The sequence below is a fragment of the Neptunomonas qingdaonensis genome (assembly GCF_900113275.1).
GTDB lineage: Bacteria > Pseudomonadota > Gammaproteobacteria > Pseudomonadales > Balneatricaceae > Neptunomonas > Neptunomonas qingdaonensis.
Genome location: NZ_FOOU01000016.1, coordinates 43,761 through 68,491 on the forward strand (window position 1 = coordinate 43,761; position 24,731 = coordinate 68,491).

22 protein-coding genes are annotated in these 24,731 nt (G+C 49.3%); 17 read left to right on the forward strand and 5 right to left on the reverse strand.

The features are described 5' to 3' along the window. Positions 1–30 precede the first annotated feature (30 nt). The 3 genes from BM099_RS17595 to rrtA all read left to right on the forward strand — a co-directional run bounded on the left by BM099_RS17595 (position 31) and on the right by rrtA (position 3,559). Positions 31–795: a helix-turn-helix domain-containing protein gene (locus BM099_RS17595; RefSeq protein WP_090730041.1), complete on the forward strand. Its 765-nt coding sequence runs from the start codon at positions 31–33 to the stop codon at positions 793–795. 119 nt (positions 796–914) lie between these two features. Then, positions 915–2,969: a VIT and vWA domain-containing protein gene (locus tag BM099_RS17600; protein WP_090730042.1), complete on the forward strand. Its 2,055-nt coding sequence runs from the start codon at positions 915–917 to the stop codon at positions 2,967–2,969. Between the two features lie 11 nt (positions 2,970–2,980). After that, entirely contained in the window at positions 2,981–3,559 is a 579-nt protein-coding gene (rrtA, locus tag BM099_RS17605; protein WP_177201223.1) for a rhombosortase, read from the forward strand. A gap of 249 nt (positions 3,560–3,808) precedes the next feature. On the opposite strand, the gene BM099_RS17610 is transcribed toward rrtA, so the two are convergent. After that, entirely contained in the window at positions 3,809–5,101 is a 1,293-nt protein-coding gene (locus tag BM099_RS17610) for a type II toxin-antitoxin system HipA family toxin (RefSeq protein ID WP_090730047.1), read from the reverse strand. Beyond that, positions 5,098–5,385 carry a transcriptional regulator gene (locus BM099_RS17615; protein WP_090730051.1) on the reverse strand — a complete coding sequence of 96 codons (288 nt, stop codon included), beginning with the start codon at positions 5,383–5,385 and terminating at the stop codon, positions 5,098–5,100. The genes BM099_RS17610 and BM099_RS17615 overlap by 4 nt, the downstream gene beginning before the upstream one ends. A 615-nt stretch (positions 5,386–6,000) precedes the next feature. Here BM099_RS17615 and BM099_RS17620 point away from each other — a divergent pair. Genes BM099_RS17620 through BM099_RS17645 form a run of 6 tightly spaced genes read left to right on the forward strand, consistent with a single transcriptional unit; the run spans position 6,001 to position 13,229 of the window. Continuing rightward, a complete protein-coding gene (locus tag BM099_RS17620; protein WP_090730056.1) occupies positions 6,001–7,044 on the forward strand; it encodes an AAA family ATPase in 1,044 nt (347 codons plus the stop codon). A 14-nt stretch (positions 7,045–7,058) separates the two neighbouring features. Further along, positions 7,059–8,012 carry a DUF58 domain-containing protein gene (locus BM099_RS17625; RefSeq protein ID WP_090730059.1) on the forward strand — a complete coding sequence of 318 codons (954 nt, stop codon included), beginning with the start codon at positions 7,059–7,061 and terminating at the stop codon, positions 8,010–8,012. Next, on the forward strand, positions 8,012–8,488 hold the full coding sequence (locus tag BM099_RS17630; protein WP_090730062.1) for a DUF4381 domain-containing protein: 477 nt from the start codon (positions 8,012–8,014) through the stop codon (positions 8,486–8,488). The genes BM099_RS17625 and BM099_RS17630 overlap by 1 nt, the downstream gene beginning before the upstream one ends. Continuing rightward, a complete protein-coding gene (locus BM099_RS17635) occupies positions 8,481–9,467 on the forward strand; it encodes a vWA domain-containing protein (RefSeq protein ID WP_090730065.1) in 987 nt (328 codons plus the stop codon). The genes BM099_RS17630 and BM099_RS17635 overlap by 8 nt, the downstream gene beginning before the upstream one ends. Before the next feature lies 1 nt (position 9,468). Continuing rightward, complete coding sequence (locus BM099_RS17640; protein WP_090730068.1) at positions 9,469–11,373, forward strand: VWA domain-containing protein; 1,905 nt, start codon at positions 9,469–9,471, stop codon at positions 11,371–11,373. Continuing rightward, positions 11,367–13,229 (forward strand): BatD family protein, encoded by a 1,863-nt coding sequence (locus BM099_RS17645; protein WP_090730071.1) that lies wholly within the window; start codon positions 11,367–11,369, stop codon positions 13,227–13,229. The genes BM099_RS17640 and BM099_RS17645 overlap by 7 nt, the downstream gene beginning before the upstream one ends. A gap of 26 nt (positions 13,230–13,255) precedes the next feature. Here BM099_RS17645 and cadR read toward each other — a convergent pair whose 3' ends face one another. Further along, positions 13,256–13,726, reverse strand: a complete 471-nt coding sequence (gene cadR, locus BM099_RS17650; protein ID WP_090730075.1) for a Cd(II)/Pb(II)-responsive transcriptional regulator — start codon at positions 13,724–13,726, stop codon at positions 13,256–13,258. Between the two features lie 115 nt (positions 13,727–13,841). Here cadR and BM099_RS17655 point away from each other — a divergent pair, with 115 nt between their 5' ends. Further along, positions 13,842–16,193, forward strand: a complete 2,352-nt coding sequence (locus BM099_RS17655) for a heavy metal translocating P-type ATPase (protein ID WP_232349012.1) — start codon at positions 13,842–13,844, stop codon at positions 16,191–16,193. Positions 16,194–16,250: 57 nt separating this feature from the next. On the opposite strand, the gene phbB is transcribed toward BM099_RS17655, so the two are convergent. Continuing rightward, entirely contained in the window at positions 16,251–16,994 is a 744-nt protein-coding gene (gene phbB / locus BM099_RS17660) for an acetoacetyl-CoA reductase (RefSeq protein WP_090730085.1), read from the reverse strand. A gap of 69 nt (positions 16,995–17,063) precedes the next feature. Further along, on the reverse strand, positions 17,064–18,401 hold the full coding sequence (locus BM099_RS17665) for a malonyl-CoA decarboxylase (RefSeq protein ID WP_090730090.1): 1,338 nt from the start codon (positions 18,399–18,401) through the stop codon (positions 17,064–17,066). Positions 18,402–18,570: 169 nt separating this feature from the next. On the opposite strand from BM099_RS17665, the gene BM099_RS17670 reads away from it, so the two are divergent. The 7 genes from BM099_RS17670 to BM099_RS17700 all read left to right on the forward strand — a co-directional run bounded on the left by BM099_RS17670 (position 18,571) and on the right by BM099_RS17700 (position 24,607). Beyond that, positions 18,571–19,011, forward strand: a complete 441-nt coding sequence (locus BM099_RS17670) for a MaoC family dehydratase (RefSeq protein ID WP_090730094.1) — start codon at positions 18,571–18,573, stop codon at positions 19,009–19,011. A 1-nt stretch (position 19,012) separates the two neighbouring features. Then, positions 19,013–19,558: a hydrolase gene (locus BM099_RS17675; protein WP_090730097.1), complete on the forward strand. Its 546-nt coding sequence runs from the start codon at positions 19,013–19,015 to the stop codon at positions 19,556–19,558. Between the two features lie 102 nt (positions 19,559–19,660). Next, positions 19,661–20,872 (forward strand): ATP-binding protein, encoded by a 1,212-nt coding sequence (locus tag BM099_RS17680; protein WP_090730100.1) that lies wholly within the window; start codon positions 19,661–19,663, stop codon positions 20,870–20,872. Continuing rightward, the gene (locus BM099_RS17685; protein WP_090730103.1) at positions 20,865–21,500 is read left to right on the forward strand and encodes a response regulator transcription factor; all 636 of its coding nucleotides are present in this window, start codon (positions 20,865–20,867) and stop codon (positions 21,498–21,500) included. The genes BM099_RS17680 and BM099_RS17685 overlap by 8 nt, the downstream gene beginning before the upstream one ends. A 21-nt stretch (positions 21,501–21,521) precedes the next feature. Next, positions 21,522–22,142 (forward strand): guanylate kinase, encoded by a 621-nt coding sequence (gmk, locus tag BM099_RS17690; RefSeq protein ID WP_090730108.1) that lies wholly within the window; start codon positions 21,522–21,524, stop codon positions 22,140–22,142. A 59-nt stretch (positions 22,143–22,201) separates the two neighbouring features. Further along, positions 22,202–22,414: a DNA-directed RNA polymerase subunit omega gene (gene rpoZ / locus BM099_RS17695; RefSeq protein ID WP_090730111.1), complete on the forward strand. Its 213-nt coding sequence runs from the start codon at positions 22,202–22,204 to the stop codon at positions 22,412–22,414. An 84-nt stretch (positions 22,415–22,498) separates the two neighbouring features. Beyond that, positions 22,499–24,607: a RelA/SpoT family protein gene (locus BM099_RS17700; protein ID WP_090730113.1), complete on the forward strand. Its 2,109-nt coding sequence runs from the start codon at positions 22,499–22,501 to the stop codon at positions 24,605–24,607. Positions 24,608–24,731: the final 124 nt, after the last annotated feature.

The window sequence follows — 24,731 nt, forward strand, 5'->3', positions numbered from 1 at the left end:
TGGTTCTGAATTTTCTTGTGAGCTAGGAATATGACTTCTGTAAAGCACCGTCCGCAAACCAATGCCTTGATTGCCACGCTTAAGCGTCAACTTAAAGCGAGTGGCAAAACCTATCAAGATATCGCTTCATTGCTAGGGTTAAGTGAGGCATCTATTAAGCGGTTATTTCGTGAAGGTGATTTGTCGTTGCCGCGTTTAGAAATAATTTGTGATGGCATCGGACTTGAGCTGAGCGAGCTATTTCAATTAATGGCCCATCAGAGACAGCAACTGCAGGGCTTGAGTCGTGAGCAGGAACAGCAAATTGTCGATGATCAGGTGCTTCTATTGGTCGCTATCTGTTGCGTTAATGGTTACAAGTTTCAAGAGATTCTTGATCAGTACACGCTTGAGCAAACAACACTAATCAGCAAGTTAGCCGCTCTGGATCGGCTCAAAATAATTGAGTTACTGCCTAACAACCGCATTAAATTATGCATAGCGCCAAACTTCAATTGGCTTGCTAACGGGCCTATTCAAAACTTTTTCCATAGCCGAATTAAAGAAGAGTTTTTTCAAGCATCATTTGCAAAATCATTTGATAAGTTGCTAGTGGCTAACGGCCTAATTGCTAATAGCAGTAATGCCGAATTGCAAAAACGCATGCAGAAATTAATCAATGAGTTTACTGAGCATAGCCGTAAAGATGCCGCCCTGGAGATGGGTGAGCGACATGGCACTATGATGGTAGTGGCGATGCGACAGTGGCAGCCTAGTTTGTTTAAAGGCCATGTTAAAAAAGCTCCATGTAGATAAGCACTCAGTAACCAAAGGTTGCAGAATACGCTACTTTTTTGCCTTTGCTGTTCTCGAGCCGTGAAAATCACAACACTGCTTTCCATCACCACTGACGTGGATCATGAAGGAGAGTTGTTATGTTGTGGAAGCAAGTGATTAGTAAATGTATTGGCGGAGTGTTGTTATGCGCAGGGGTTTCACTCAGCGCTCAGGCAGCAGGATTAATGAAACCGGTTAACAGTGTGTTGCCGGACTTGAGCATCCAGCAGCACCATGTAAATGTGCTGGTGGAGGATGGTTATGTAACCACCACGGTTGAGCAGGTGTTTCACAACCCGAGCAATTCACAGTTAGAAGCAAAATACTCTTTTCCTGTACCGGAGAGGGCCGCAGTAGGTGAGTTTATTTACTGGATAAATGGCCAGCCGGTGATAGGTGAAGTGGTTGCTAAACAACAAGCTCAACAGATTTATCAGCAGCAAAAACAAGCCGGTAATCATGTCGCTTTAACTGAGAAAGACGGCTACCGAACGTTTGACAGTTTTATCTATCCCGTTGAAGCCAATGCTGATGTACGTATCAAATTAGTCTATATACAGGCCGCGCACCTTGATACGAATACAGGTCGATACCTCTACCCATTAGAAGATGGCGGTGTTGATGAGCAAACAAATAGCTTTTGGTCTCGTAACGAAATCGTGCAGGAAAGTTTCAGTTTCAATATGGATATTCGCTCCAGTTATCCACTTGATGGGGTTAGGCTGCCCAAACATACTAATGCCATCATTACACAGGTATCACCACAACAATGGACGGTTGCTCTTTCTTCCTCAGCTCAGGTCGATGAAGGCAGTGGTAAGCATCAGCCTGCAGCGTCGTTAAGCGAAGATATTTTGGTCTACTGGCGGTTAGAAGAAGGGCTACCAGGCTCGGTTGATTTAGTCAGTTATCGTCATCCTGACAGCCCCCAAGGAACCTTTATGCTGACCTTAACGCCAGGAGATGATCTGCCTTCAGTACAAGGCAATCGAGATTGGACTTTTGTGTTGGATGTGTCGGGTTCTATGGAAGGAAAGTATTCGACCCTCCTCGAAGGTGTCCGCCAAGGGCTGGCAAAATTACCGACTGAAGATCGCTTTAGGTTGATTACATTTAACAACGAAGCACGTGATATAACCGGCGGCTACCAATCGATAAGTACCGAAAATGTCACTCGATATATAGAGCAGTTACAGCAAAATGGCACCGGTGGAGGGACCAACCTATACGCGGGCCTGGCAAAAGGTTTGAAACACCTGGATGACGACAGATCCACGGCTATCGTATTAGTAACAGATGGGGTGGCTAATGTCGGAACCACTGAAAAGAAAGACTTCCTAAAACTTGTTCAAGAAAATGATGTTCGGCTTTTCACTTTTATTATGGGAAACAGCGCTAACCGTCCTATGTTGAAGGAAATGACAGAGTTATCTAATGGTTTTGCTGCCAATATCTCTAATGCAGATGATGTTATTGGCCAGGTGATGTTAGCAACCAGTAAGCTCAATCATGCTTCAATGAGAGATATAGACGTGAGCATCAAGGGTCGGCGGGTTAGTGATCTAACACCCGAGCAGATCAATACAGTTTATCGTGGACAGCAATTGGTATTGTTTGGTCACTATTTCGAAGCAGGCCCCGCCGAAGTAGTACTGAGCGGAAAAGTGGGTGCACAAGAGCGAGTGTACAGGGCTCAGGTTGAGCTAGCCGATGTGTCGAAAGGTAACCCCGAACTGGAACGCTTTTGGGCCTACAGCAAGATAGAAGCACTACAGAAAAAAATGGACTACCTAGGAGCTGATGCCGACTCAGAGCAAGCTATTACTGACTTAGCAGTAGAGTACGGTTTGGTAACTGACTATACCTCGTTATTAGTGGTGGAAGAGGAAGTGTTCGAGCAGCTAGCGATTCAACGCACAAATAAACTGCGGGTTAACAAAGAACAGCAGGCTCGCCAGCAACGCAATAAGCGAGAACAGGTGCAAGACAATCGTGCAGGTAGTAACCAGCCGATGTTCAAGCAGCCTCGTGCAAGTACCGGCTCAGGAGCCATTGATAGTTCACTGCTTTTACTTCTACTCGCGTTGGGCCTGCCATCGTTGTTTGCAAGGTTTAAAGCGAGCAGCGTCGCGATCGAAACTTCCAAGAAATGATAATTCGTCAAATGACTATGCCCTGGATCACTGTTGCTTTTAGCACAGTGGTTCTGGGCTTGGGTTTGTTACCCGATTTGTTTCAACTCCTATATTTTGATCGCTCCTTGATTGTTGAACAACAACAGTGGTGGCGGCTGTTGACGGGTCATCTGGTACATAGCAGTGAGACGCATTTAGTCTGGGATCTATTAGGGTTTGCCGTGTTCTCGGGTATTGCTGAATGTTGGCACCGCAAAAAATTTAATATCTCCCTTGGCGTAGCATTATTCATGTTGAACTGTTTGTTATTGTCACCCTTTGGGCTGGAACGTTATTGTGGTTTGTCGGGTATTCTTTGTGCTCCTGCAACGCTGATACTGTGGGCACACTTCAATAAGCAGCGAGACCTACTGCATTTTTTACCTTTATTAATAGCAGGGCTGAAACTCGTGGTCGAAGCCAGTAACGCTGACCTTTTATTCGCACAGCAAGTATTAGCTCAACAAGGTTGGCCTTTGTATGCACCGGCACATTGGGTGGGAGTGATAGCGGGGTTTTTAAGTATTAGTTTGTTTTCTATCTCACGACTAGGTTTACGAAGAATATGAGCGTACGGATGATGCTACTTGAACAAGAAGTGGAACTACTGGCACAAAAAGCCGACAGGAAGTACGCCGTATCCTTAACAGAAAGAGCCAATAGGTGGCCGTATTCTTTGTTTGATTTCTGCCAGCTTACGGAATTTTATTTTGCGTTTAGGTGTTTAGCTAACTCAGTCGTGGCTTTTTTCAGAACATTTTGCAGACCTGCCTTCATGCACTTCCTCCTGTTGGGGCTAGCTAACTCTCTATCCTCAGTTATTTTAACAAGTGCTTATTCATTTGGTAGGTGTTATTTAACTGCTGCTCAATCAGCACGATAGTCTCTTTATTTACTCCTAAGGCTTTGGCTTGCGCGCTAAAATCCGACAGGCTGTTAACTACTTCATCCAGTACCTGCTTTGCCTGCGACCATTGAGAAAAGTTTGCCGTGGCTGCCAGTTGCTGGATTATTTTCAGAGGTGGTTGTTTGCCGTAACCTCCAAAGGCTGTTGCCTGTTCCCCAAAGGGGTTGGGGCTGAAAGTGACATCATAAAAAGGAGCCAGAGACCAGGCGCCGTCATCGCTTTGTAAAAAGGACCAGTTTTTACTGTGATCATCCTGATTGGCAGCGAACAGGTTAAACATGGCACGTCGGAATTGGATTTGTCCGGCCTGAGGACTCTTGCACAACATGCTACTGGCTTTTATCAGATCATCGTAATCGAGGCTTGGGCTACGAAAGTCAGCATCTAGCAGGCCACAGGCGCTGTGCATATGTAAATGGCCTAAGCGCCCGTCATCGTTAGTTAACCTGTCAAACCGCTTGATGGCTAGCCAATGACTCGCGCCCGAACGCTGGGGGGCGGGGAGTAGCTTCCAGGTGGGCACCTCTAGTCCAGACTGTGCAGCTAAGTTTAGATAAACGGCCTCACACAACCCTTCTTCATGCCCAAGTGCGAGATTTCTGGAAGTGAATTTAACCAGCCAGGCGTCATCGCCTTTATTGGGTTTTGCCCGGCAGGTGGTGAAATCGTTGTTGGCAAAATACACCTGCGCTTTTGGCCGTGCCCCCCCTGAGCTGCCGGCCGTCACTAACGCTTCGAGCATTACATCAGTTTGGCCATCAAACAGAGCCTGAGCCTGTAATCCTAGTGCAGATAGATCAAGTTCTTGCTGTTCACTTTGTGGTGATAGAGGTGATGCAGGACGGTAACTCAGCGCTCCCATGGCCGAATCGCCAATGAACATTAAGCGATCCATGGCTGTGACATTGGTCGGTAGGATAGTGTGCTGTCGGAACATTCGATCCATCAGAAGCAGTCCCCAACCATCGGGCAGTGAGTCGGAAAACACACCATACAGGCCATTGTGTGGCTGCTTTGGTGCACGTTGCAGCTCGTTATTTTGCTTTAAAGTAAAGGGAGACAGGTTGGCGTTGTGTTTTAGATAGTTTGCAGCGTACTGAAAAAACACACCTTGGTTATTCTGCGCTAATAACCCTACCAACACCTGTTGGTTATCGCTGAGAGTGCGCCATACTTCAAGCTTGCGTACAGGCGTGAATGTCATTGTGCTAGTACCTCATCAATGCTTTTGGGCAGAGAAGGCAAAGAAGACGCTGGCTTAGTCAGTTGTTGTAAACGTGCCAAGTCGTCCAAACTTTGCCAAAGTAGCAGAAACTGACGTAGCGAGATCTGACCGGTCGTTTCAAATTTCTTGATTGTGGATTCTGGCACAGTGCTACGCTGCGCCAACGCCGAGCGTGATAACTTGCTGGCTTTACGCTGTGCTAAAAGGTACGTTGCAAACGATTGCTGCACATTGCTACTGGAAAGTAATAAGAGATCATTCATTGCGATAGCCATTAAACAGATATAATAGTGTCTATTTTAGCTTAAAATAATACATTTTTGATACTATAGTATCTTTTTTGGATCGAAGTGCGCTAGATGAGATCAATAATATGTTATCTACTAAAAAGCACTTTAAGTTAAGGATTGATGTGTGCAACAAATTGGTATCTACAAACAGTTGATTACGCAGGTCGTTGAGAAAACACTTAACCGCAAACAGTTTTATAACAGCAAGCGCTGACATGGTTCCAATAAAATGTTGCCGCCTATAGAGTATGAAAACCAATTTGAAAGACGGCTGAGAAGTGTCTAAAGAACTAGTGGCGATTTAGACGATGATGCTCATCACATCATAAGACGTGAGCGATAAAGTAGGACTATATTCCAATTGTTACCCACAGTTATAGGAATACAGTCCTGGTTTTGCGTTTTTCAACAAGCGGTTTCCGCACTAGGCTCCAAAGAAATCCCCTCAAGCGTTGAATTTTTTCGACCTGTCGCCATCTATAGAATGTCTATTTAACAACGCTTAGCTTTGCGTCGGCAAACATCAGGTCGAGCGCGGAGCAATGTATTGAATCTTGTTTGAACACATAACGTCACTGGGAGATACAGATGACTGCAGAGGTTGTGGTTGCTGATAGCAGCGAAAGTACTAAGAGCACTGAAAGCATCGTCAGTACAGCAAGCACGCATCAGGCGACGTTACAACGCTTACGTGTGGCGCTGCAGAGTAAAGTGGTAGGGCAGGATGGCTTGATTGAACACCTGTTGATTGCTTTGTTAACCGATGGGCATGTGCTGCTGGAAGGCCCTCCAGGTCTGGCTAAAACGCGGACGATTCATGCGTTGAGTGACCTGTTGGAAGGTGAGTTTAAGCGCGCGCAGTTCACGCCGGATTTATTGCCGAGTGATATTACCGGCACAGAAATTTTTAATGCACAAAAGGGTGAGTTTCAGTTCCGCCCCGGCCCGTTATTTTGCAATATGCTACTGGCCGATGAGATCAACCGTGCCCCGGCTAAGGTTCAGTCTGCCTTGCTGGAAGCGATGGGTGAGCGTCAGGTGACAGTGGCGGGGCAGACTTATCCGTTACCGCGCTCCTTTATGGTGATGGCGACGCAGAATCCGCTGGAGCAGGAAGGTACATACCCGTTGCCCGAAGCGCAGCTGGACCGCTTTATGTTACATGTGCGTGTCGATTACCCGCAGCATGAACAGGAAAAGCTGATTTTACGGCTGGTGCGCAATGAACATACGGATGTTGTGAAGCCAAAAGATAGCAGCATTGACGTGGTGTTGACTGAAGCGGCATTGTTGGAAGCACAGCGTGAAGTGATGGGTGTGTTTCTGGCGGATAGTCTGGAAGATTATCTGGTCGCGCTGGTGATGGCGACGCGTAACATTGCTGCCTACGGGGACGATCTTAAAGACAGCTTAACCTTTGGTGCCAGCCCACGCGCCACTATTGCTCTGGATCGTGCAGTGCGTGCTAAAGCCTGGTTACAGGGGCGTGATTTTGTCACGCCGGATGATATTCAGGAGATGCTGCCGAGTGTTTTGCGTCACCGTATCGGCCTGAGTTATATCGCCGAGGCGAATGGTCTGGATAAAGATCAGTTGATTGCTAAGTTGATCGCCCGTGTAGCCGTACCGTAGGCGGAGAGGTCATCATGTTTGTTGCAGATAACAGCCCACGTCCGGTGCCAGCACAGCGTCATTGTATCTCGTTAGATGAGCTACTCAGTTTGCGTCATTGGCCGCCGGCGCGTAGCCCTGGACGACAGCGGATGGCGATTCGTGAAGGTCATCATCTCAGCCATATTCGTGGCCGTGGGATGGAATATGATGATGTGCGCGAATACCAGCCGGGTGATGATATCCGTCATCTGGACTGGCGTTTAATGGCACGTACCGGCGAAGCACATACCAAGCTGTATCGCGAAGAACGTGAGCGTCCGGTTTTTGTGCTGGCTGACCTTCGGCCTCCGATGTTTTTTGCCACTCAGGGGCATTACAAATCGGTACTCGCCAGTTACGCCGCTGCCATGACAATCTGGACGACACTGGCGAATGGTGATCGGGTTGGCGGGCAGATTTTAGGTGCTGGCAGTGAGCAACTGTTTCGCCCCAGTAGTAATCGTCAGCAGGTGATGGCGATGATGGCCGCCTTAGAGCGCAGCAGTGCCTGTGCTGAGGCTGGTTTGAATAGCAACAAGCCAGACAATACGGCGTCCTCACTCTCGTTGGCTGATGTGCTGGCGGGTGCGGATCGTTACATCAGTAGTGGCACCTTGTTATATATCTTCAGTGATTTTCATGATGTTGATGAAGCGGTGCAGCAGCACCTGATGCGGCTTGCACAGCGTTGTGAACTCAAACTGGTACTCATCTCTGATCCGCTTGAACAACAATTGCCGCAGGGTAAACGTTACCGTTTTTTCGGCAGTGGCCGCGAATTGTTAGTGGATGCCGACCAGCAGCAACAACAGCGTTATCAGCAGCAGTTTCAAGCTCGCATCGAGTTGTTAGAGCGCTTACGTAATCTGCGCGGTGTTGAGTTTGCGCATTGGCAGACACATCATCATCCGCTATTTAGATCACCACTAATGCAGGAAATGATCTGATGAACGCAGAATCGTTGCCTTTGCGTCCGATGCAGTTACCGGAAGCTGTTGGCTGGTGGCCGATGGCACCGGGCTGGTGGCTGCTGATTCTTTTGTCGGTGGCCATCGTCATCGCTTTGATCTGCTGGCTCCGCCGGCGTCTGGCAGACCCGCGCCGCGCTGCATTAGCTGAGCTGAAAAGTATCCAACAGCGTTTTCAGCATGATGGAGATAAGAGGGCGCTGATTAATCACTGTAACCAACTGTTAAAACGCACCGCGTTAACGCTCTTTCCGCGTCAGGATGTGGCGGCGTTGTCAGGTGATGAGTGGCTGACGTTTCTATTAAGTAGTAGCCGTGGTTGTCAGCCCCAGGCATTGCAGTGCTTAGCAGATGGTCCTTACCGTCCTCATACTGATTACGATACGACGGCACTGTTTTCAGCTTGCCGTCAGTGGTTGAAAACTGTCAAAAAAGGGAAGCAAAAGCATGTTTGACGTCGCTTTGCCCTGGTTGCTGTTGCTGGCGCCTTTGCCTTGGTTGGTTCGCTGGCTAGTGCCCGCTGCCCAGCATTCAAAACAGAGTGCTTTACAGGTGCCTTTTATTGAAAGCATGGAGCAGGCGGTGGGTAGATCGACCAGCATCACTCAGCGGAGTAATTTTTGGATCACCTTGATCGCTTATCTGGCGTGGTGTCTTTTGCTGGTGGCTGCTGCACGGCCACAGTGGTTGGGTGAGCCCGTTGCGCAGCAACGTGAAGGGCGCGATATGATGCTCGCCATCGATCTGTCTGAAAGTATGTTAGAAGAGGATTTTGAATTAGGCGGGCGCTTGATCAACCGCCTGATCGCGACCAAGGTGGTGGCGGGTGATTTCATTGAGCGCCGCAAAGGTGATCGCATCGGTCTGATTCTGTTTGGTGAGCAAGCGTACCTGCAAGCGCCGCTGACACGTGACCGTAAAACGGTTAAGCAATTACTGGATGAAGCGCAGATAGGTCTGGCGGGAAAACGAACCGCCATTGGCGATGCGATTGGGTTGGCGGTGAAGCGCTTTAAAGAGATGGATAACGAGCAGCGGATACTGGTGTTGATCACTGATGGTACTAACACCGCAGGCTCGATTGAGCCGGATAAAGCCACTGAACTGGCGGCGGCCGAAGGCTTGAAAATTTATACCATCGGAATTGGCCGGGACCGGACTCAGCAGGGTCTGATCAGTCAGTTTTTTGGCGGCGGCACGTCCGAAATTGATGAAGCGACTTTGCAGTACATTGCAGAAAATACCGGGGGGCGATATTTTCGGGCGCGTGATCTGGAGCAGTTATCTGAGATTTACTCATTGTTGAATGAGCTGGAACCTATCGGTCAGGATGATGATTTTTATCGTCCGGTAGTGTCGCTTTATCAATGGCCGTTACTCGGTGGGATTTTCTTACTGTGTCTCACTGGATTACTACAGCGGAGGCGCTCTTAAAATGTTAGCTGCATTTCATTTCCAGCAACCCCTCTGGCTGCTGCTGCTACCGGTTTTTGCCGTGCTGGGTTATCTCTGGCAACACCAGAAAGGTCGCACTCAGGAATATTGGTCGCAAGTGTGTGATCCTGCCTTGTTGCCGCTGCTGTTAAAAGAAGGACAAACGGCATCAACAAAAAGAGCGCCGCTGTTGGCTATTGCGGTTGCGGCTGTGTTGCTTGCGGTTGCGGCTGCACAGCCGGTGTGGAAACAACAACCCGTGCCTGCCTTTAAACAAAGCGCGGCAGTGGTGATTGCATTGGATCTGTCAGCGTCGATGAATGCGACCGATATTAAACCGAGCCGACTTCAGCGGGCACACTTTAAAATTGAGGATCTGCTGGGCCGTTTGCCGGATAGTCAGGTTGCGCTGGTGGTGTACGCCGGTGATGCCTTTGTTGTCACACCTTTAACAGAAGACACCAGTACTATTTTGGCGCAGTTGCCAGTGATGCAACCTGAGATTATGCCTTCCCCTGGCAGCCGTGCTGATCGCGCGCTTAAACAAGCGAATGAGGTGCTGACACAGGCCGGCGTGCGAGGCGGTAGCGTTTTGCTCATCAGTGATGAAGTTGAACCTGCGCAGATAGCGGCAGAGGCGAGTCGTTTAGCGCAACAGGGAAGAACACTGTCGATTTTAGCCGTAGGGTCAGCGCAGGGCGCACCGATACCGACGCAGTTTGGACCCTTAAAAGATCGCCAGGGGCAGGTCATACTGGCGCGTACCAATATGTCTGAGATGCGTGAAGCGGCCGCACTAGGCGGCGGTAAGGCCGTGCAGCTGGTGGCGGATGACTCCGATTTAACCACCCTTATTGCCACATTCGCCAGTGGCAAGCGCGAAGAAGTAAAAGCCGCCACTGAGGTTGAACGCTGGATAGCGGAAGGTCCGTGGTTTGTGTTACTGGCGCTTCCGTTGCTGTTGCCGCTGTTTCGGCGCGGCATGTTGAACCAGGTGTTGCCTCTGATGTTACCTGTAATATGTCTGGGTGCCGTGTCTTTTACGCCGGATGCGCAAGCCGGGATATGGCAGGATTTATGGAAAACGGCGGATCAGCAGGCCGCAGAAAAGTATCAGGCGGGTGATAAAGCGGCGGCTGCAGACACATTTGCAGACCCGCGCTGGAAGCAAGTTGCCGCGTATGAAGCGCAGAACTATGACGCGGCATTACAGAGTGTCGCGACCCCGGAAACCGCTGCCGATTGGTATAATCGCGGTAATATTCTGGCGCAACAGCAGAAGATTGATGAGGCGATTGCGGCGTTTGAGCAGGCACTGAAGCAACAACCTGATCATGAAAATGCTAAGGTAAATAAGAAACTGCTGGAAGATCTGAAAAAGCAGCAGGAACAGCAGCAAAAACAGGATCAACAGCAGCAAGATCAACAGCAGGGCGGCGAACCGCAACAGTCATCCTCTGATAAACAGGACAAGCAGGATCAGCAAGGGCAGCAAAGTGAGCCAACTGATCAGACTCAATCAGGCGAACAGGCATCAAATAATGAAAAAAACGCTTCGGCCGAAACGCCACCCCAAACCGACCCGGCAAAGAAAGATCTACAAGGTGAAACGGCCAATCAAACTGCAGAGCAAGCAGCGGATAGTACGAAAGAAAAGGATAAAGGTCAGAAACAAGCGGCAGATTATCTTAAGCAACAGATGGATCAGGCTCGGTCACATGATGGCGAAGAGACGGCCAGTGTTGCTGCAGAGCAACCTGATCAGCCCATAGATGAATCTGAACAAGCGAGGCAGCAGCTCCTTAACCGAATAGTGGATGATCCGGCAGGCTTATGGCGTCGCAAATTTCTCTATCAGTATCGCCAACAGGCTGAGCAAAACTCGGGAGAGGAAAAAACATGGTAAGCAGAACACGAGCATGCTTATTCGTTATGCTTTTGTGTGCCAGTCTTAATCTTCAGGCAGCCATTAAAAGCAGTATTAATCATAGTCTGATTGAACAGGGCGACAGCATTCGCCTGAGTATTGATCTGGAAAATGTCGATGGCGATAAGATTGATTTAACGCCGCTGGAAGTGGATTTTGAAGTGCTCGGCCGAAGCCAGCAGTCCAGCACGATCATTCGAAATGGCCAGCTCAACAGTTCGACAACGCTGGTGCTGACACTGTTACCCAAACGGGCCGGAGATCTGCAGATACCGCCGATCAGCATTGATGGAGAACAGACCGAATCGCATGCGCTGCGGGTGTCAAAAGTCACTCAGCCCACAGCAGTAGAGGGTGGCATCGAGATGTTATCAACGCTCTCCAGCCAGCAACCAAAAGTGCAGCAGCCATTAGTTTATCAAACCAGTTTATTGCTGGGGCGGCAGATATTTAACGCCACCTTACAAGGCCCTGAAATCACAGCAGGACAGGCATTGATTGAACCCTTGGGTGATCAGCGACAGTATCAGCAAACATTAAACGGCCGTCAGATTAGCGTCGTTGAACAGGCCTGGCTGATTACACCGCAACAGAGTGGGTCGTTGACTATCAGCCCTGCAAGACTCATCGGGCAGATCCAAACGGGCCGGCAGAGCCGCAGTCCTTTTAGTGGTGGTTTCTCCGGTTTTTCTGATCCTGGTGAGATGCGCCGCATTCAGATAGCGGCTCAAGGCTATCAGTTGGAGGTTGAGCCGATACCCGCCAGTTTTACTGGTAATACCTGGCTTCCTGCAGAAAACCTAACCTTGACGGATAGCTGGAGCAGTGATCAGTTCATGGTGGGTGAGCCCATAACCCGGACAATAACGCTGCATGCCGAAGGCGTCAGTCGCCATCAGATAGCAGAACTCGCTTTGCCGGATATTGATGGCATTAAGCAGTATGCATCTACCCCTGATGTTAGCCAGAAGTATGAAAACGACTTGTTGTCCTCGACGCTGACGTTGGAAGTGACCTTGATACCCGAACGTGCAGGTCAGCTGATATTGCCCGAGTTACGCATTCCCTGGTGGGATGTGAAGAGCAACAGCGAACAAACAGCCATACTTGCCGCGCGAAGCATACCGGTGGCGGCGGCGAAAAATGTACAGCGGCAGCCTGACCCTGCTACAGCATCTACAACAGCGAAGCCTCAGGATCCAATAGGCAATTCGCGAACAGATCCTGTTTTGCACAACCCAGCGCCAAGCTCTGCGACACAAACACAAACACAAACACAAACACATACACAGTCAACGCCAACGAATTCAGTGGCTGCGGTTCCTGCCCAAGCTTCGTCAGTGGCTACAAATGATCAATCGATCAGCATAGGATGGATTGCGTTCTTCGGGGCGCTGGTGGGCAGTCTGGCAACATTAATGATCGTCTGGCTACTACAAAGGCGCGCTCGTCAGCAGCCGGTAAACTCTGATGCCGAGTCGCCATTGAACCCGCCCCGGTCGCTCTCTTCTTTGAAAGAAGCGTGCCACAGTCATAATGCCGCTGCAGCACGATTGGCGCTGATTGAGTGGGGGCAGCAGTTTTGGCCAGAGTGTAGTAATTTGAACCAGCTCTCTTTGAGAGTCAGCCCAGAGCTGCGAGAGGCGATTGCAGAGCTGCACAAGCACAGTTATAGCCAGAAGAGTTATAGCCAGAAGAGTTACAGCCAGAAAACCGATCAGGCTGAGCAGCGTTGGCAGGGCGATGCTTTGTGGAACGCCGTGCAGGCGTTTAAGGGTAAAGAGGCTGCAAATAAGCAGCCCGAGGATAAATTAGCGCCGCTGTTTTTGTCTTAAGCAGAAGGTAAAAACAGCAAAATAGATTATTTGTGTTGTCCGCCACGGCATTGGCTGCCGGGCACGTGGCTATGTACTACAGCGGGTTCTGTTAACTCCTCAGTAGGATGATCCAACTCGCGCAGAATACCACAATCGCGGGTGGTATGGGCTGCCCGGCACTGGCCGCGTAGCTCAATCAGTTGTGTTTCCAGTATTTGCAGCTCGGCGATTCTGGCTTGTACATGATGTATATGTTCATCAATTAATTCATTAATCGTTTCACAACTGGCATTCGGTTGAACGCGGGCCTGTAGCAGCACCTGAATTTCTTCATGCGTCATCGCCAGTGTGCGGCAGCGACGGATGAAAATTAGCCGCTCCAAGTGGCTATGATCGTAGCGGCGGTAGTTGTTGGCCGGGTCACGCAGGGCCGGATGCAGCAATCCTTCTTTTTCATAGTAACGGATGGTTTCTACGGTGAAGCCAACCTGTTTTGCTAATTCACCAATTTTCATCGTTTGCTCCAGGATCGTTCTGCTTTCTTCCTAGTTTATTCACTTTTGAGCCTTGACCCTAAAGCAGCTTCAGGGTGTTTAATGCTAAGCATACGACAGAATGAGGTTAATCACTATGCGCGATTCGATAAGCAGTTGTTGTGGGTCAGTAGCCGATAATAACCCTCAGGAGAAAGAGCAGGGTCATGTCAACAATCACACAGATGATAACCGTGTGACGTCGTGCTGTGCTGCTGAGCCTGCTATTGCCAGCCCGCTATCCGGGTCGCAGAGAGTGGATAGTGGATTTCGTACCCCTATTCGTATTATGCAGATGGATTGTCCGACTGAAGAGGCGCTGATTCGCAAAAAATTGGGCACTATGCCGGATGTCATCAGTTTGGAGTTTAATCTGATGCAACGGGTGCTCATGGTTGAGCATACAGAGGATGCGCTGGAAGCGGTGTTAGCAGGGATTCGTTCGCTCGGATTTGAACCGGAAGTGTCCGGCGCACAGGGGGAGTTGCCGCCAAAGACCGAGCCGAAAAAATCATGGTGGCCATTGGGGCTTGCCGCTGTGGCGGCGCTTATGGCTGAGGTGGTTGGTTGGTTAGAGCCGATTAATGGACTCTCGGGTTGGCTGTCTGGTGAGCTATCTAATAATGGTTTAGCCGCTGTGCTGGCGTTAATTGCGGTCGGGCTTAGTGGACTGACGACCTATAAAAAAGGTTGGGTGGCGGTTCGTCACGGTGATCTGAATATCAATGCGTTGATGAGTATTGCGGTGACGGGGGCCTTGATATTAGGACAGTGGCCAGAGGCGGCGATGGTGATGGTGCTGTTTACGCTGGCAGAACTGATTGAGGCGAAATCGCTGGATCGGGCGCGTAATGCGATTGCCGGCTTAATGAATTTGGCACCGGAAAAAGCAACGGTACAACAATCTGATGGTAGCTGGCTGGAAGTCGCGGCAGCCACTGTGGCCGTTGGCAGTCGGGTCAGGGTTAAACCAGGAGAACGCATTGCTCTTGATGGAGAGATAGTGCGGGGCCGCTCAACCTTGAATCAGGCGCCAATTACTGGCGAAAGTTTACCTGTGGATAAGGCGGAGGGCGATCAGGTATATGCGGGTACGATCAATGAATCGGGTTCATTTGAGTATAAGGTGAGTGCCGCGGCGGATGATTCCGCACTGGCGCGCATTATTCATGCAGTAGAAGAAGCGCAGGGTGCGAAAGCGCCTACACAACGTTTTGTCGATCAATTTGCGCGCCTCTATACACCGATTGTTTTTTTTATTGCGTTAGCCGTGGCCGTTGTGCCTCCGTTATTGATGGGTGGTGACTGGTTTGACTGGGTTTATAAAGCACTGGTGCTGTTGGTAATCGCCTGCCCGTGTGCGCTGGTGATCTCTACCCCTGTGACAATTGTCAGTGGTTTGGCGGCGGCTGCCCGGCGCGGCATTCTGATTAAAGGTGGGGTTTATCTGGAAGAGGGGCACAAGCTCTCATGGTTGGCGCTGGATAAGACCGGCACGCTTACTCACGGTAAACCTGTGTTAACCGAGTTTGAGGTCTTAATTGATCCGCGGGCGGCGCAAACGGCTGGGCATACAATTGAGGGGTGCTATCAGTTGGCTGCGAGTCTTGCCATGCGATCAGATCATCCTGTTTCGCAGGCGATTGCGAAAGCGGAGGCGGCTAATTTTGTTAATGTGAGCACTGCACAGAAGAGTCCAGGGGCATCTTTGAATGTAGATAGCTTTGAAGCGATTCCTGGACGGGGTGTGAAAGGGCGCATCAAAGGGCGGTCTTACTCTCTGGGTAATCATCGCCTGATAGAAGAGTCAGGGCTTTGCTCCAGTGCGCTTGAAGCACGTTTAGGTCAACTTGAACGAGAAGGGAAAAGCGTAGTGATGCTGGTGGATGATCAGCAAGTATTGGCTCTGTTTGCGGTTGCTGATACGGTAAAAGCGACCAGCCGCGAAGCGGTTGCTGAGCTGCATCAACTAGGTATAAAAACGATTATGTTGACGGGGGATAATCAGCACACGGCAACAGCGATTGCTCAACAAGTCGGTATCGATGAAGCACGGGGTAATCAACTTCCCGAAGATAAACTGGCGGCGATTACCGCCTTGGAAAAAGACGCGACTGTTGGCATGGTCGGTGATGGCATTAATGATGCCCCTGCACTGGCCCGCGCACAGATAGGCTTTGCGATGGGGGCGATGGGTTCAGATACTGCGATTGAAACCGCCGATGTTGCTTTGATGGATGATGATCTGCGTAAAGTGCCTGCTTTTGTGCGTTTATCACGGCAAACCCGTCGCATTTTGATTCAGAACATTGCACTGGCGCTGGGTATAAAAGCGGTCTTTCTGGTGCTGACAGTCATGGGATTAGGCACCATGTGGATGGCTGTTTTTGCTGATATGGGGGCGAGCTTGCTGGTGGTTGGCAATGGCTTGCGTTTACTGAGGAAATAATCGGTTTTTGTGGAAACAGAGAGCTACCCTCACGACAACAGTGAGGGCGCTTCAGGCCTACGCCATGTACTGGCCGCCATTCACCGAGACATTACTGCCGGTAATAAATCCGGCCTCATCTGCTGTCAGAAACACCACCGCACGAGCGATCTCTTCCGGCTGTCCGAGTCGGCCCACAGGAATCCCCGCAACGATACTGTTTAAGACGTTTTCCGGGACCTTGCGGACCATCGGCGTATCAATATAGCCGGGGGATATGGAATTAACAGTAACGCCTTTTTTTGCGCCTTCCTGAGCAATCGCTTTGGTGAATCCATATATGCCTGCTTTGGCGGCAGAGTAGTTTGCCTGGCCGAACTGACCTTTTTGACCGTTTAAAGAGGAAATGTTCACGATTCGCCCCCAGCCGCGACTACACATCGCTTCAAATATTGGTTGGCTCATATTAAACATTGAGTTCAGGTTGGTTTGAATCACCGCCTGCCATTGATCAGGCTGCATCTTTTTCAACGGAGCGTCGCGTGTGATACCGGCGTTATTCACCAGAATGTCGACGCTGCCTTCACTGCTTTCGACTTCCTCAAGCATGCGTTTGCAGGCGTCATAATCTGATACATCCACCGCTTTAATAATGATATCGAAACCCTGCTGTTTCATCTTTTCCTGCCAGCTGGTTGCGGCAGCATCGTGGCCCGGTACGTAAGTGCCAATGACTTTGCGGCCTTGTCCGATCAGGGCTTTACACATGGATTCGCCTAAGCCGCCGTTAGCACCGGTTACAATTGCGATTCGTTGAGTCATTTTATTATTCCTTTTTATTTGAAATACCGTACGAGTTATCTGAAATCCCGTACGTGTTGTTTGCTGATATTAGTTATTCAGTAAGGCTTTTATTGAGGAGGAAAGGGAGCGTGTTCCATGGCTGAGGTAGGCCTGGCTGCGTTCTTCAATGTTGGCCAGATCATACAGGTAGTTGACCATGAAACCAGCCGACTGCTTCAGGCCGTTTTCAGAGGTATCCGCCATCCAGTTAAGCTGCGCGACCTGTGCGCCGTTGCTCAGATGGAAGTGAGTGACCCGGTCGGCTGCGGTGCCTCCCGGGCGCTCCGCTTTGGCCAGATAATAGGCGGCCTGTTTGCTCAGGGCTGCGCGCAGCTGCTCATCAGATGGCTGATTTTGAGCCATATTCTGCGCTAGCTTTTGGGTAATGTCGGGTGCGTTCTGATTGAGCCAGTGGCGTAAACCGGGGATAGGCGACAGTGTTGAAAACTGCGTTAAATGCGGGAAGTCATGGCGTAACTCTTTGACGACCCGTTTGATCAGGAAGTTACCAAAACTGATACCTGCAAGGCCTCGTTGGGCATTCGATATACTATAAAAAATAGCGGTATCGGCCTGCTCTATATCGCCAACCGGAGCGGATTCATCCAGCAGTGTCTGCACGTTATCTGCCAGGCCTTTTACCAGTGCAACTTCAACAAAAATAATCGGCTCATTGGGCATGTTTGGGTGGAAAAAAGCAAAGCAGCGGCGGTCTGAATCAAGACGGTTTTTCAGGTCGTCCCAGCTTTTTATGGCGTGAACTGCTTCATAGGCAATCAGCTTTTCGAGTAACTCTGCACTGGATTGCCAGTTGATCTGTTCGAGTTGTAACAAGCCAATATCGAACCAGCTGATAAACAGGCGTTTAAGATCTGCCTCCAGCGGCTTTAATTCAGGGTGCTGGTTTTTCAATGTGAGAATCTGTGCACGCATGTCTACCAGAAACTTGATCCCTTCGGGTAGCTCATTAAATAATGTCAGCAATTTCATGCGTGGCGGCTCGAGCACTTTCCTTAATTGGCGTGCGGCTTCTGCGCGGGTGTCATCTGAGGAGGCTTGCCAGTCAGCAATACGCTGCTCCACTGCTGTTGCATCTGTATCGTAATGCTGTGCCAAGATCGACAGAAAGCGCTGTTGTCCGGTTGGATTAAGCTCCAGATAACTTTTGCCTAATGTGGCAGCACGCGCTCTTGAAGCGACTTCACCGCCTTTGTCGGTCAGGCAGTGGTCGAACCATGTACGCAGTATCACGGCGTCATCATCACTGAGCTCTGGCGACAAATTTAATTGTTCGAGTGATGTTCGATTATCTGTCGCCTCTCTCCAGGCGAGCCTTAAGTGGCTGAATGTGCGTTCCAGAAAGCCGTTATTTGATGGATTTGTCATGCATCACCTCGTGCTTTTGAGCAGAGATTGAAAAGGATTGTGCTCATTAACTCATCATAAGCTAGCAAAATAAAAACACAAAACCAAGTAAAAACCCTTGGTTTTTTGATAATAAAGCATTAGCGTAGAGGACATCCAAATTGACAATGACGAAACAGCGAGGCTTTAAATGCAGGAATTACATGGTTTTTATCTTGAAGATCTGAGTATCGGACAATCTGCAAGCTATGCAAAAACGATCACTGAAGCGGATGTTGTATTGTTTGCCGGTATTTCGGGTGATGATAATCCCGTACATATCAATGCGGAATATGCCGCCCAGACGATGTTTAAAGATCGTATTGTGCACGGCATGTTTAGTGCTGCATTGATCTCTGCTGTATTGGGAACGCGAATGCCTGGCCCCGGTGCCATCTATGTTGATCAGCAAATTAGCTTTAAAGCACCTGTTTATATAGGCGATACTGTGACAGCCACAGCAACAGTGATCGACATTAACCCTGAGCGTCGTCGTGTTACTTTGGAAACGATATGCAGCGTAAAAGGTAAAGTGGTTGCTCAAGGTGTGGCGACTAATATGGTGGACCGTCGTCCTGTAGAGGGAAAATAATATGATGTTACAAAAAGACAAGTCGTGCCTGATGGTGATTGATGTGCAGTCACGTTTATTACCGGGCATTCATGAAAGTGACAAGTTGGTGCAGTATTGCGATTCGTTAGTTGAATTGGCGCATGCGCTGAATATACCTGTGTTTGGCACAGAGCAGTATCCTGAAGGTGTTGGCCCAACGGCAGACGGGCTACGCGAGCGTGTTGGCGCAGATAACTTCACCGGCAAGACTTTCTTCTCCTGTGTTGATGCGCCGCAGTTTCAGGATAAGTTGAAAACGATCACGCAGGATCAGGTTGTCATTTGTGGCATGGAAGCTCATGCCTGTGTGCTCCAAAGCGCCATGAGTTTTAAGGCCATGGGTAAGCAGGTATTTGTGGTTGCGGATGCGATATCAGCCCGTAATCCTAAAGATACTGAATTCGCCATTGCGCGTATGCGTGACGAAGGCATCAAAATTATTACCCGTGAGATGGTTGGATTTGAGTGGTTGCGACGCTCGGATGCAGAGGGTTTTAAATTGTTCAGTAAGAAGTTTTTGCGTTAAGACAGAGCACAATTAAGGTCAGCGAAAAAGGTCAGCGACACCTCTTGAATTCAGCTGAGTAGCCCTGCGCAGTTAGCTCGTTAAATTGTTATGATGGGAGTAATGATCGTAAGTCAGAGGAAAGCACTCATTAAGACTAAAGGCCCCTGTCAGCTATCGCCGGATACCAGCACCCTGACCGATGATGCAGAACGTAATAGGTTGCTGGCGGAGATGGCTGAGCAGTCTACCGATATGATATCGCGTCATACACCGGATGAGTGGCGCTTCATCTATGCTTCGCCAGCGGTGGAACATTTGCTGGGGTTTAGTGTTGATGAGATTGTTGGCATGTCTGCTTATGAGCTCTATCATCCGGACGATGTTGAGGATTTTAAGCGCCGTAGGCCCAGCGTATATTACGAAAAAGGTTTTTATACCCACACCTACCGTTTTCGCTGTAAAGACGGTCACTATACCTGGTTGGAAAGTACCAGCCGCTCTATTCGGGATGCGTCGACAGGTGAGCTGAAAGAGATTCTTGTGGTTTCTCGTGATGTTAGCCGTCGGATTGAATCAGAAGCGCGCGTATTGCAATACCAAAAAGAACTCAACCGTGCATCACGTTTGGCGGCGATGGGTGAGATGGCCTCAGGTCTCGCTCATGAACTCAACCAGCCGCTGACGGCGATTGTTAATTATGCGCGTGGCACTGAGCGACGCCTGAAGGCAACACCTCCTCCGACACTGGAGGAGCTCTCTCCTATTTTGCAGCGCATCACTGCTACGGCACTTCGTGCTGGCGGCATTCTACATCGGATGATGGATTTTGCCCGCAAGCAGGAGCCGCTACGAGAGCCGCTGGACCTGCATCAGCTCATCGATAATCTGATCGATTTTTGTGCCAGTTCGGCAGGCCAGCACAACGTGTTATTGGAGAATTGCACGCCCAGTGTTTTACCGCCGGTGCTGGCTGATCAGATACAGCTTGAGCAGGTGTTTCTTAATTTGTTGTTGAATGCGATTGAGTCCAGTCATTCACAACCGGATCATACGCCACGAAGGGTGTGGATAGACGCTTCTCTGCAAAACCGCGATCAGGTTATAATTTCTGTTTTCGATCAGGGAGAAGGATTCTCTAATGATAGTGAGCGATTGTTCGAGCAGTTCTATAGCACCAAGCCAGAAGGGTTGGGGATGGGACTGCCGATCAGCCGTTCATTGGTGGAAGCGCATGGAGGTCAACTGACGGCTGAGCATCGGCCTGAAGGTGGGGCGGTGTTTCGGGTCATGTTACCATTGGAGCTGAATGCGGCTAAGGATTTGAATGCATAACGAACCTGTACAACATGTTTTTGTCGTCGATGATGATGCTGATGTTCGCGATTCGTTGAAATGGCTGCTTGAGTCTGCTGGTTTTAAAACGGTAACGTATGACTCGGCTCAGGACTTTCTGGAAAACTGTTCTGCTGATACACAAGGGTGCATTCTGATGGATGTAAGAATGCCCGGCATGAGCGGCTTAAGTGCGCAGAAAAAACTATGTGCGCGTGACATTTCACTTCCGCTGATTATGATCTCCGGGCATGCGGATGTAGATATGGCGGTAACGGCGATGACGCAGGGGGCGTTAACCTTCCTGCAGAAGCCGTTCAGTGACCAGGCGCTGATCGATCATGTGCAGCAGGCTTTGTTGTTGAACCTGAATAACTGGAAGCAGGCTGCTCAGGTGCAAGATATACGCCTTCATTATCAGAGTCTTACTAAACGTGAGCGTCAGGTATTTGAAGGTGTGGTAGCCGGGCATGCGAATCAGGAAATAGCAGATTGGCTGGCTATTAATCGTAAAACTGTCGAAGGTCATCGTGCGAATATGATGGCTAAAATGCAGGCGAATTCATTGTCTGAACTGATCCGGATGTCTGTTGCTCTGGGTCTGGTAAAAAGTTTCGGGCAACATTAAATCGTTTTAGAGAATCAAAAGATGAGCGTTAAAGGCACACTGTATATTGTTTCGGCTCCTTCCGGAGCAGGTAAAACCAGCTTGGTTAAAGCGCTGCTTGAACAGGATGCGCAGGTGCGGGTGTCGGTGTCACATACGACACGATCGATGCGTCCGGGTGAGCAGGACGGGGTGGACTACAATTTCATCACAATGGAGCAGTTCGATGCTTTAATTGCAGAAAATCTTTTTCTTGAATATGCCGATGTATTTACTAACAAATATGGCACGTCGCGGGTTTGGGTTGAGGATGAGCTGAGTCGCGGAGTGGATGTGATTCTGGAAATAGATTGGCAGGGTGCACAGCAAGTGCGGGCACTGATGCCAGAGGCCGTTTCCGTTTTTATTTTGCCGCCGTCCCAACAAGAGTTGCGTAAGCGTCTCACCGGTCGTGGCCAGGATGGCTCCGAAGTGATTGATCTTCGCATGTCTCAGGCCGTTAATGAGATGGCGCATTACAATGAGTTTGATTATGTGGTGATAAACGATGATTTCAGCACAGCATTAGCGCAATTGCAGGCCATATTAACCTCGCAGCGGCTGCGGTTGGAGGTGCAACACGCACTGCATGTGGATTTGCTGAATGATCTCTTGTCAGCATAAGCGGTCTGATGTAAAATTTTCGGTCCTTCGTATTTCACAAATTTTTTGGGGTTTTAAGCATGGCTCGTGTCACAGTTGAAGATTGTCTGGACAATGTAGATAACCGTTTTGAGCTGGTTATGGTTGCAGCAAAGCGTGCGCGTCAGTTGGCAACAGGCGGAAAAGAACCCAAAGTTGATCGTGAAAACGATAAAGATACTGTTGTTGCGTTGCGTGAAATTGCTGAAGGTTTGGTCGATCGGTCTATTCTTGATGATCTCGGCAAAAGATAAGTACTGCATTTTTTAATCGGGCATTGTTCCATCTGGAAGCTTTAGTGAGTAGATTATTGCTAGCGCCGATGTACTGGAGGAATGATGCCGACGATTGATTCCCTTTCTGACCGATTAAACGAATATCTGGATCTTCAGCAGATCAAGGAAGTTCGTCGTGCTTATTTCTATGCGGAACAAGCGCATGATGGTCAGCGTCGAAAAAGTGGCGAGCCCTATGTGACTCACCCCTTGGCTGTTTCCAGTATTCTTGCGACTATGCATATGGATCATCAAAGCCTGATGGCGGCGATGTTGCATGATGTGATTGAAGATACCGATATCAGTTATGAGGGCATTGAAAACCAATTTGGCACTTCGGTAGCCGATATTGTCGATGGTGTCTCAAAGCTGACGCATCTGGAGTTTGAAACCAAAGCAGAAGCGCAGGCAGAAAACTTCCAGAAAATGGTCCTGGCCATGGCGGAAGATATTCGCGTTATTTTGGTTAAACTGGCTGATCGTCTGCACAATATGCGCACTCTGGGTGCTATGCCTCCGGCAAAACAGCGACGAATTGCCCGTGAAACCATGGATATCTATGCACCGGTAGCCGCTCGTTTGGGTATGCGTGATATGCAGGTCGAGCTTGAAGACCTGGCTTTTCAGTCCTTTTACCCGATGCGTGCTAAATATATTCGTCGTGCCGTTGTACAGGCGCGTGGCCAACGCAAAGATATGATCAGCTCTATTGAAGAGGCTATCCGCCAGCGGCTTGTGCAGGAAGGGTTGCCCGGTGTTGTCTCTGGGCGAGAAAAACACCTGTATAGTATTTACCGCAAGATGAAAGCGCAGCGTAAGTCGTTTGCGGAGATTATGGATGTCTTCGCCTTCAGAATCGTCACGGATACTGTTGATGAGTGTTATCGGATCCTGGGCGCTATCCACAATCTATATAAGCCTGTTCATGGGCGCTTCAAAGACTACATCGCTATCCCGAAAGCGAATGGCTACCAATCGCTGCATACTGAGCTGTTTGTGGCACGTGATGTCACCATAGAAGTGCAGATTCGTAATCGCGAAATGGATGCGGTTGCGTCGTTAGGTATTGCGGAACACAGTCATTATAAGGTCTATGGTGATTCGGACAGCGCCGTGGGGTCGTATAACCGTGCCCGTAAGTGGGTGCTGGGTCTGCTGGAGATGCAAAAACGTGCCGGTGATTCCATGGAGTTTATCGAACACGTTAAAAAAGATCTCTTCCCCGATGAGGTTTATGTTTTTACACCCAAGGGACGTATTCTTGAACTCCCCCGAGGCGCTACGCCTGTCGATTTTGCCTACGCAGTACACACCGATGTGGGTAATTCCTGTGTATCATGTCGGATTAACCGTCGTTTAGCGCCGTTATCTGCGCCATTGGAAAGCGGTGAGACGATTGAAATCATTACTACCCGTAGTGCCCAGCCCAACATGGCATGGCTGAATTTTGTCGTGACGGGTAAGGCTCGTTCGAGTATTCGGCATTTCCTGAAGAACCAGCAGCGGCACGAATCCATTGAGCTGGGACGTCGTTTGCTGAACCAGTTTCTCGGCCATTATGGTATTTCGGTTGATGAAATAGATGCTGAAAAGCTCAATGCTGTACTGGAGTGCGCAGATTTTGAGTCTATTGAAGACCTGCTGGAAGATATCGGCATGGGAAATCGTATGGCTTATGTAGTGGCGCGAAAGCTCAAACCTGATGAAACATCCGGTGAGTCGCTTAAGGGACAAAAACCCATTGCCGTACAAGGTACCGAAGGGTTGGTAATCCAATACGCTAAGTGCTGCTATCCAATTTTTGGTGATCAGATTGTTGGCCATATCAGTAGTGGCCGGGGGCTGGTCGTTCACCGCACTGAGTGTAGTAATATTCGTTATATGCGTGATGATCCCGAAAAATGTATCTATCTGGAGTGGTCGGATGTGATGGATGATGAATTCACGGTGATGTTGAAGCTGGAAGTTGCTTCTCATCGTGGCATCATCGCTAGTCTGGCGACAACCGTATCTGCAACAGGAGCGAATATCCTGAGAATTGATATGGGTGAAAAAGAAGGGCAACTGGCTACCGTCGATATGGAAATTGCGGTGACGGATAGGGTACATCTGGCAGGAGCCATTAAGAAGCTCAGGGCATTACGTGCGGTTAGTCGCGTTATACGTGTTTGATACAGTCGTGCGGGAAAGCCGAACCTGGCCATTTTTGATCCTGTTTTTCGTTGAATAGAACCACTATTCGCCTCTGAACAGAATCAAAACTGTCTCAAGTCGATCTTCCCCTCACTACGACCGG

What these genes read in the sequence shown, in the direction of transcription:
- BM099_RS17595 (WP_090730041.1), top strand. Translation starts at nt 31, where the DNA reads ATGACTTCTGTAAAGCACCGTCCGCAAACCAATGCCTTGATTGCCACG.
- BM099_RS17600 (WP_090730042.1), top strand. Translation starts at nt 915, where the DNA reads ATGTTGTGGAAGCAAGTGATTAGTAAATGTATTGGCGGAGTGTTGTTA.
- rrtA (WP_177201223.1), top strand. Translation starts at nt 2,981, where the DNA reads ATGACTATGCCCTGGATCACTGTTGCTTTTAGCACAGTGGTTCTGGGC.
- BM099_RS17610 (WP_090730047.1), bottom strand. Translation starts at nt 5,101, where the DNA reads ATGACATTCACGCCTGTACGCAAGCTTGAAGTATGGCGCACTCTCAGC.
- BM099_RS17615 (WP_090730051.1), bottom strand. Translation starts at nt 5,385, where the DNA reads ATGAATGATCTCTTATTACTTTCCAGTAGCAATGTGCAGCAATCGTTT.
- BM099_RS17620 (WP_090730056.1), top strand. Translation starts at nt 6,001, where the DNA reads ATGACTGCAGAGGTTGTGGTTGCTGATAGCAGCGAAAGTACTAAGAGC.
- BM099_RS17625 (WP_090730059.1), top strand. Translation starts at nt 7,059, where the DNA reads ATGTTTGTTGCAGATAACAGCCCACGTCCGGTGCCAGCACAGCGTCAT.
- BM099_RS17630 (WP_090730062.1), top strand. Translation starts at nt 8,012, where the DNA reads ATGAACGCAGAATCGTTGCCTTTGCGTCCGATGCAGTTACCGGAAGCT.
- BM099_RS17635 (WP_090730065.1), top strand. Translation starts at nt 8,481, where the DNA reads ATGTTTGACGTCGCTTTGCCCTGGTTGCTGTTGCTGGCGCCTTTGCCT.
- BM099_RS17640 (WP_090730068.1), top strand. Translation starts at nt 9,469, where the DNA reads ATGTTAGCTGCATTTCATTTCCAGCAACCCCTCTGGCTGCTGCTGCTA.
- BM099_RS17645 (WP_090730071.1), top strand. Translation starts at nt 11,367, where the DNA reads ATGGTAAGCAGAACACGAGCATGCTTATTCGTTATGCTTTTGTGTGCC.
- cadR (WP_090730075.1), bottom strand. Translation starts at nt 13,726, where the DNA reads ATGAAAATTGGTGAATTAGCAAAACAGGTTGGCTTCACCGTAGAAACC.
- BM099_RS17655 (WP_232349012.1), top strand. Translation starts at nt 13,842, where the DNA reads ATGCGCGATTCGATAAGCAGTTGTTGTGGGTCAGTAGCCGATAATAAC.
- phbB (WP_090730085.1), bottom strand. Translation starts at nt 16,994, where the DNA reads ATGACTCAACGAATCGCAATTGTAACCGGTGCTAACGGCGGCTTAGGC.
- BM099_RS17665 (WP_090730090.1), bottom strand. Translation starts at nt 18,401, where the DNA reads ATGACAAATCCATCAAATAACGGCTTTCTGGAACGCACATTCAGCCAC.
- BM099_RS17670 (WP_090730094.1), top strand. Translation starts at nt 18,571, where the DNA reads ATGCAGGAATTACATGGTTTTTATCTTGAAGATCTGAGTATCGGACAA.
- BM099_RS17675 (WP_090730097.1), top strand. Translation starts at nt 19,013, where the DNA reads ATGATGTTACAAAAAGACAAGTCGTGCCTGATGGTGATTGATGTGCAG.
- BM099_RS17680 (WP_090730100.1), top strand. Translation starts at nt 19,661, where the DNA reads ATGATCGTAAGTCAGAGGAAAGCACTCATTAAGACTAAAGGCCCCTGT.
- BM099_RS17685 (WP_090730103.1), top strand. Translation starts at nt 20,865, where the DNA reads ATGCATAACGAACCTGTACAACATGTTTTTGTCGTCGATGATGATGCT.
- gmk (WP_090730108.1), top strand. Translation starts at nt 21,522, where the DNA reads ATGAGCGTTAAAGGCACACTGTATATTGTTTCGGCTCCTTCCGGAGCA.
- rpoZ (WP_090730111.1), top strand. Translation starts at nt 22,202, where the DNA reads ATGGCTCGTGTCACAGTTGAAGATTGTCTGGACAATGTAGATAACCGT.
- BM099_RS17700 (WP_090730113.1), top strand. Translation starts at nt 22,499, where the DNA reads ATGCCGACGATTGATTCCCTTTCTGACCGATTAAACGAATATCTGGAT.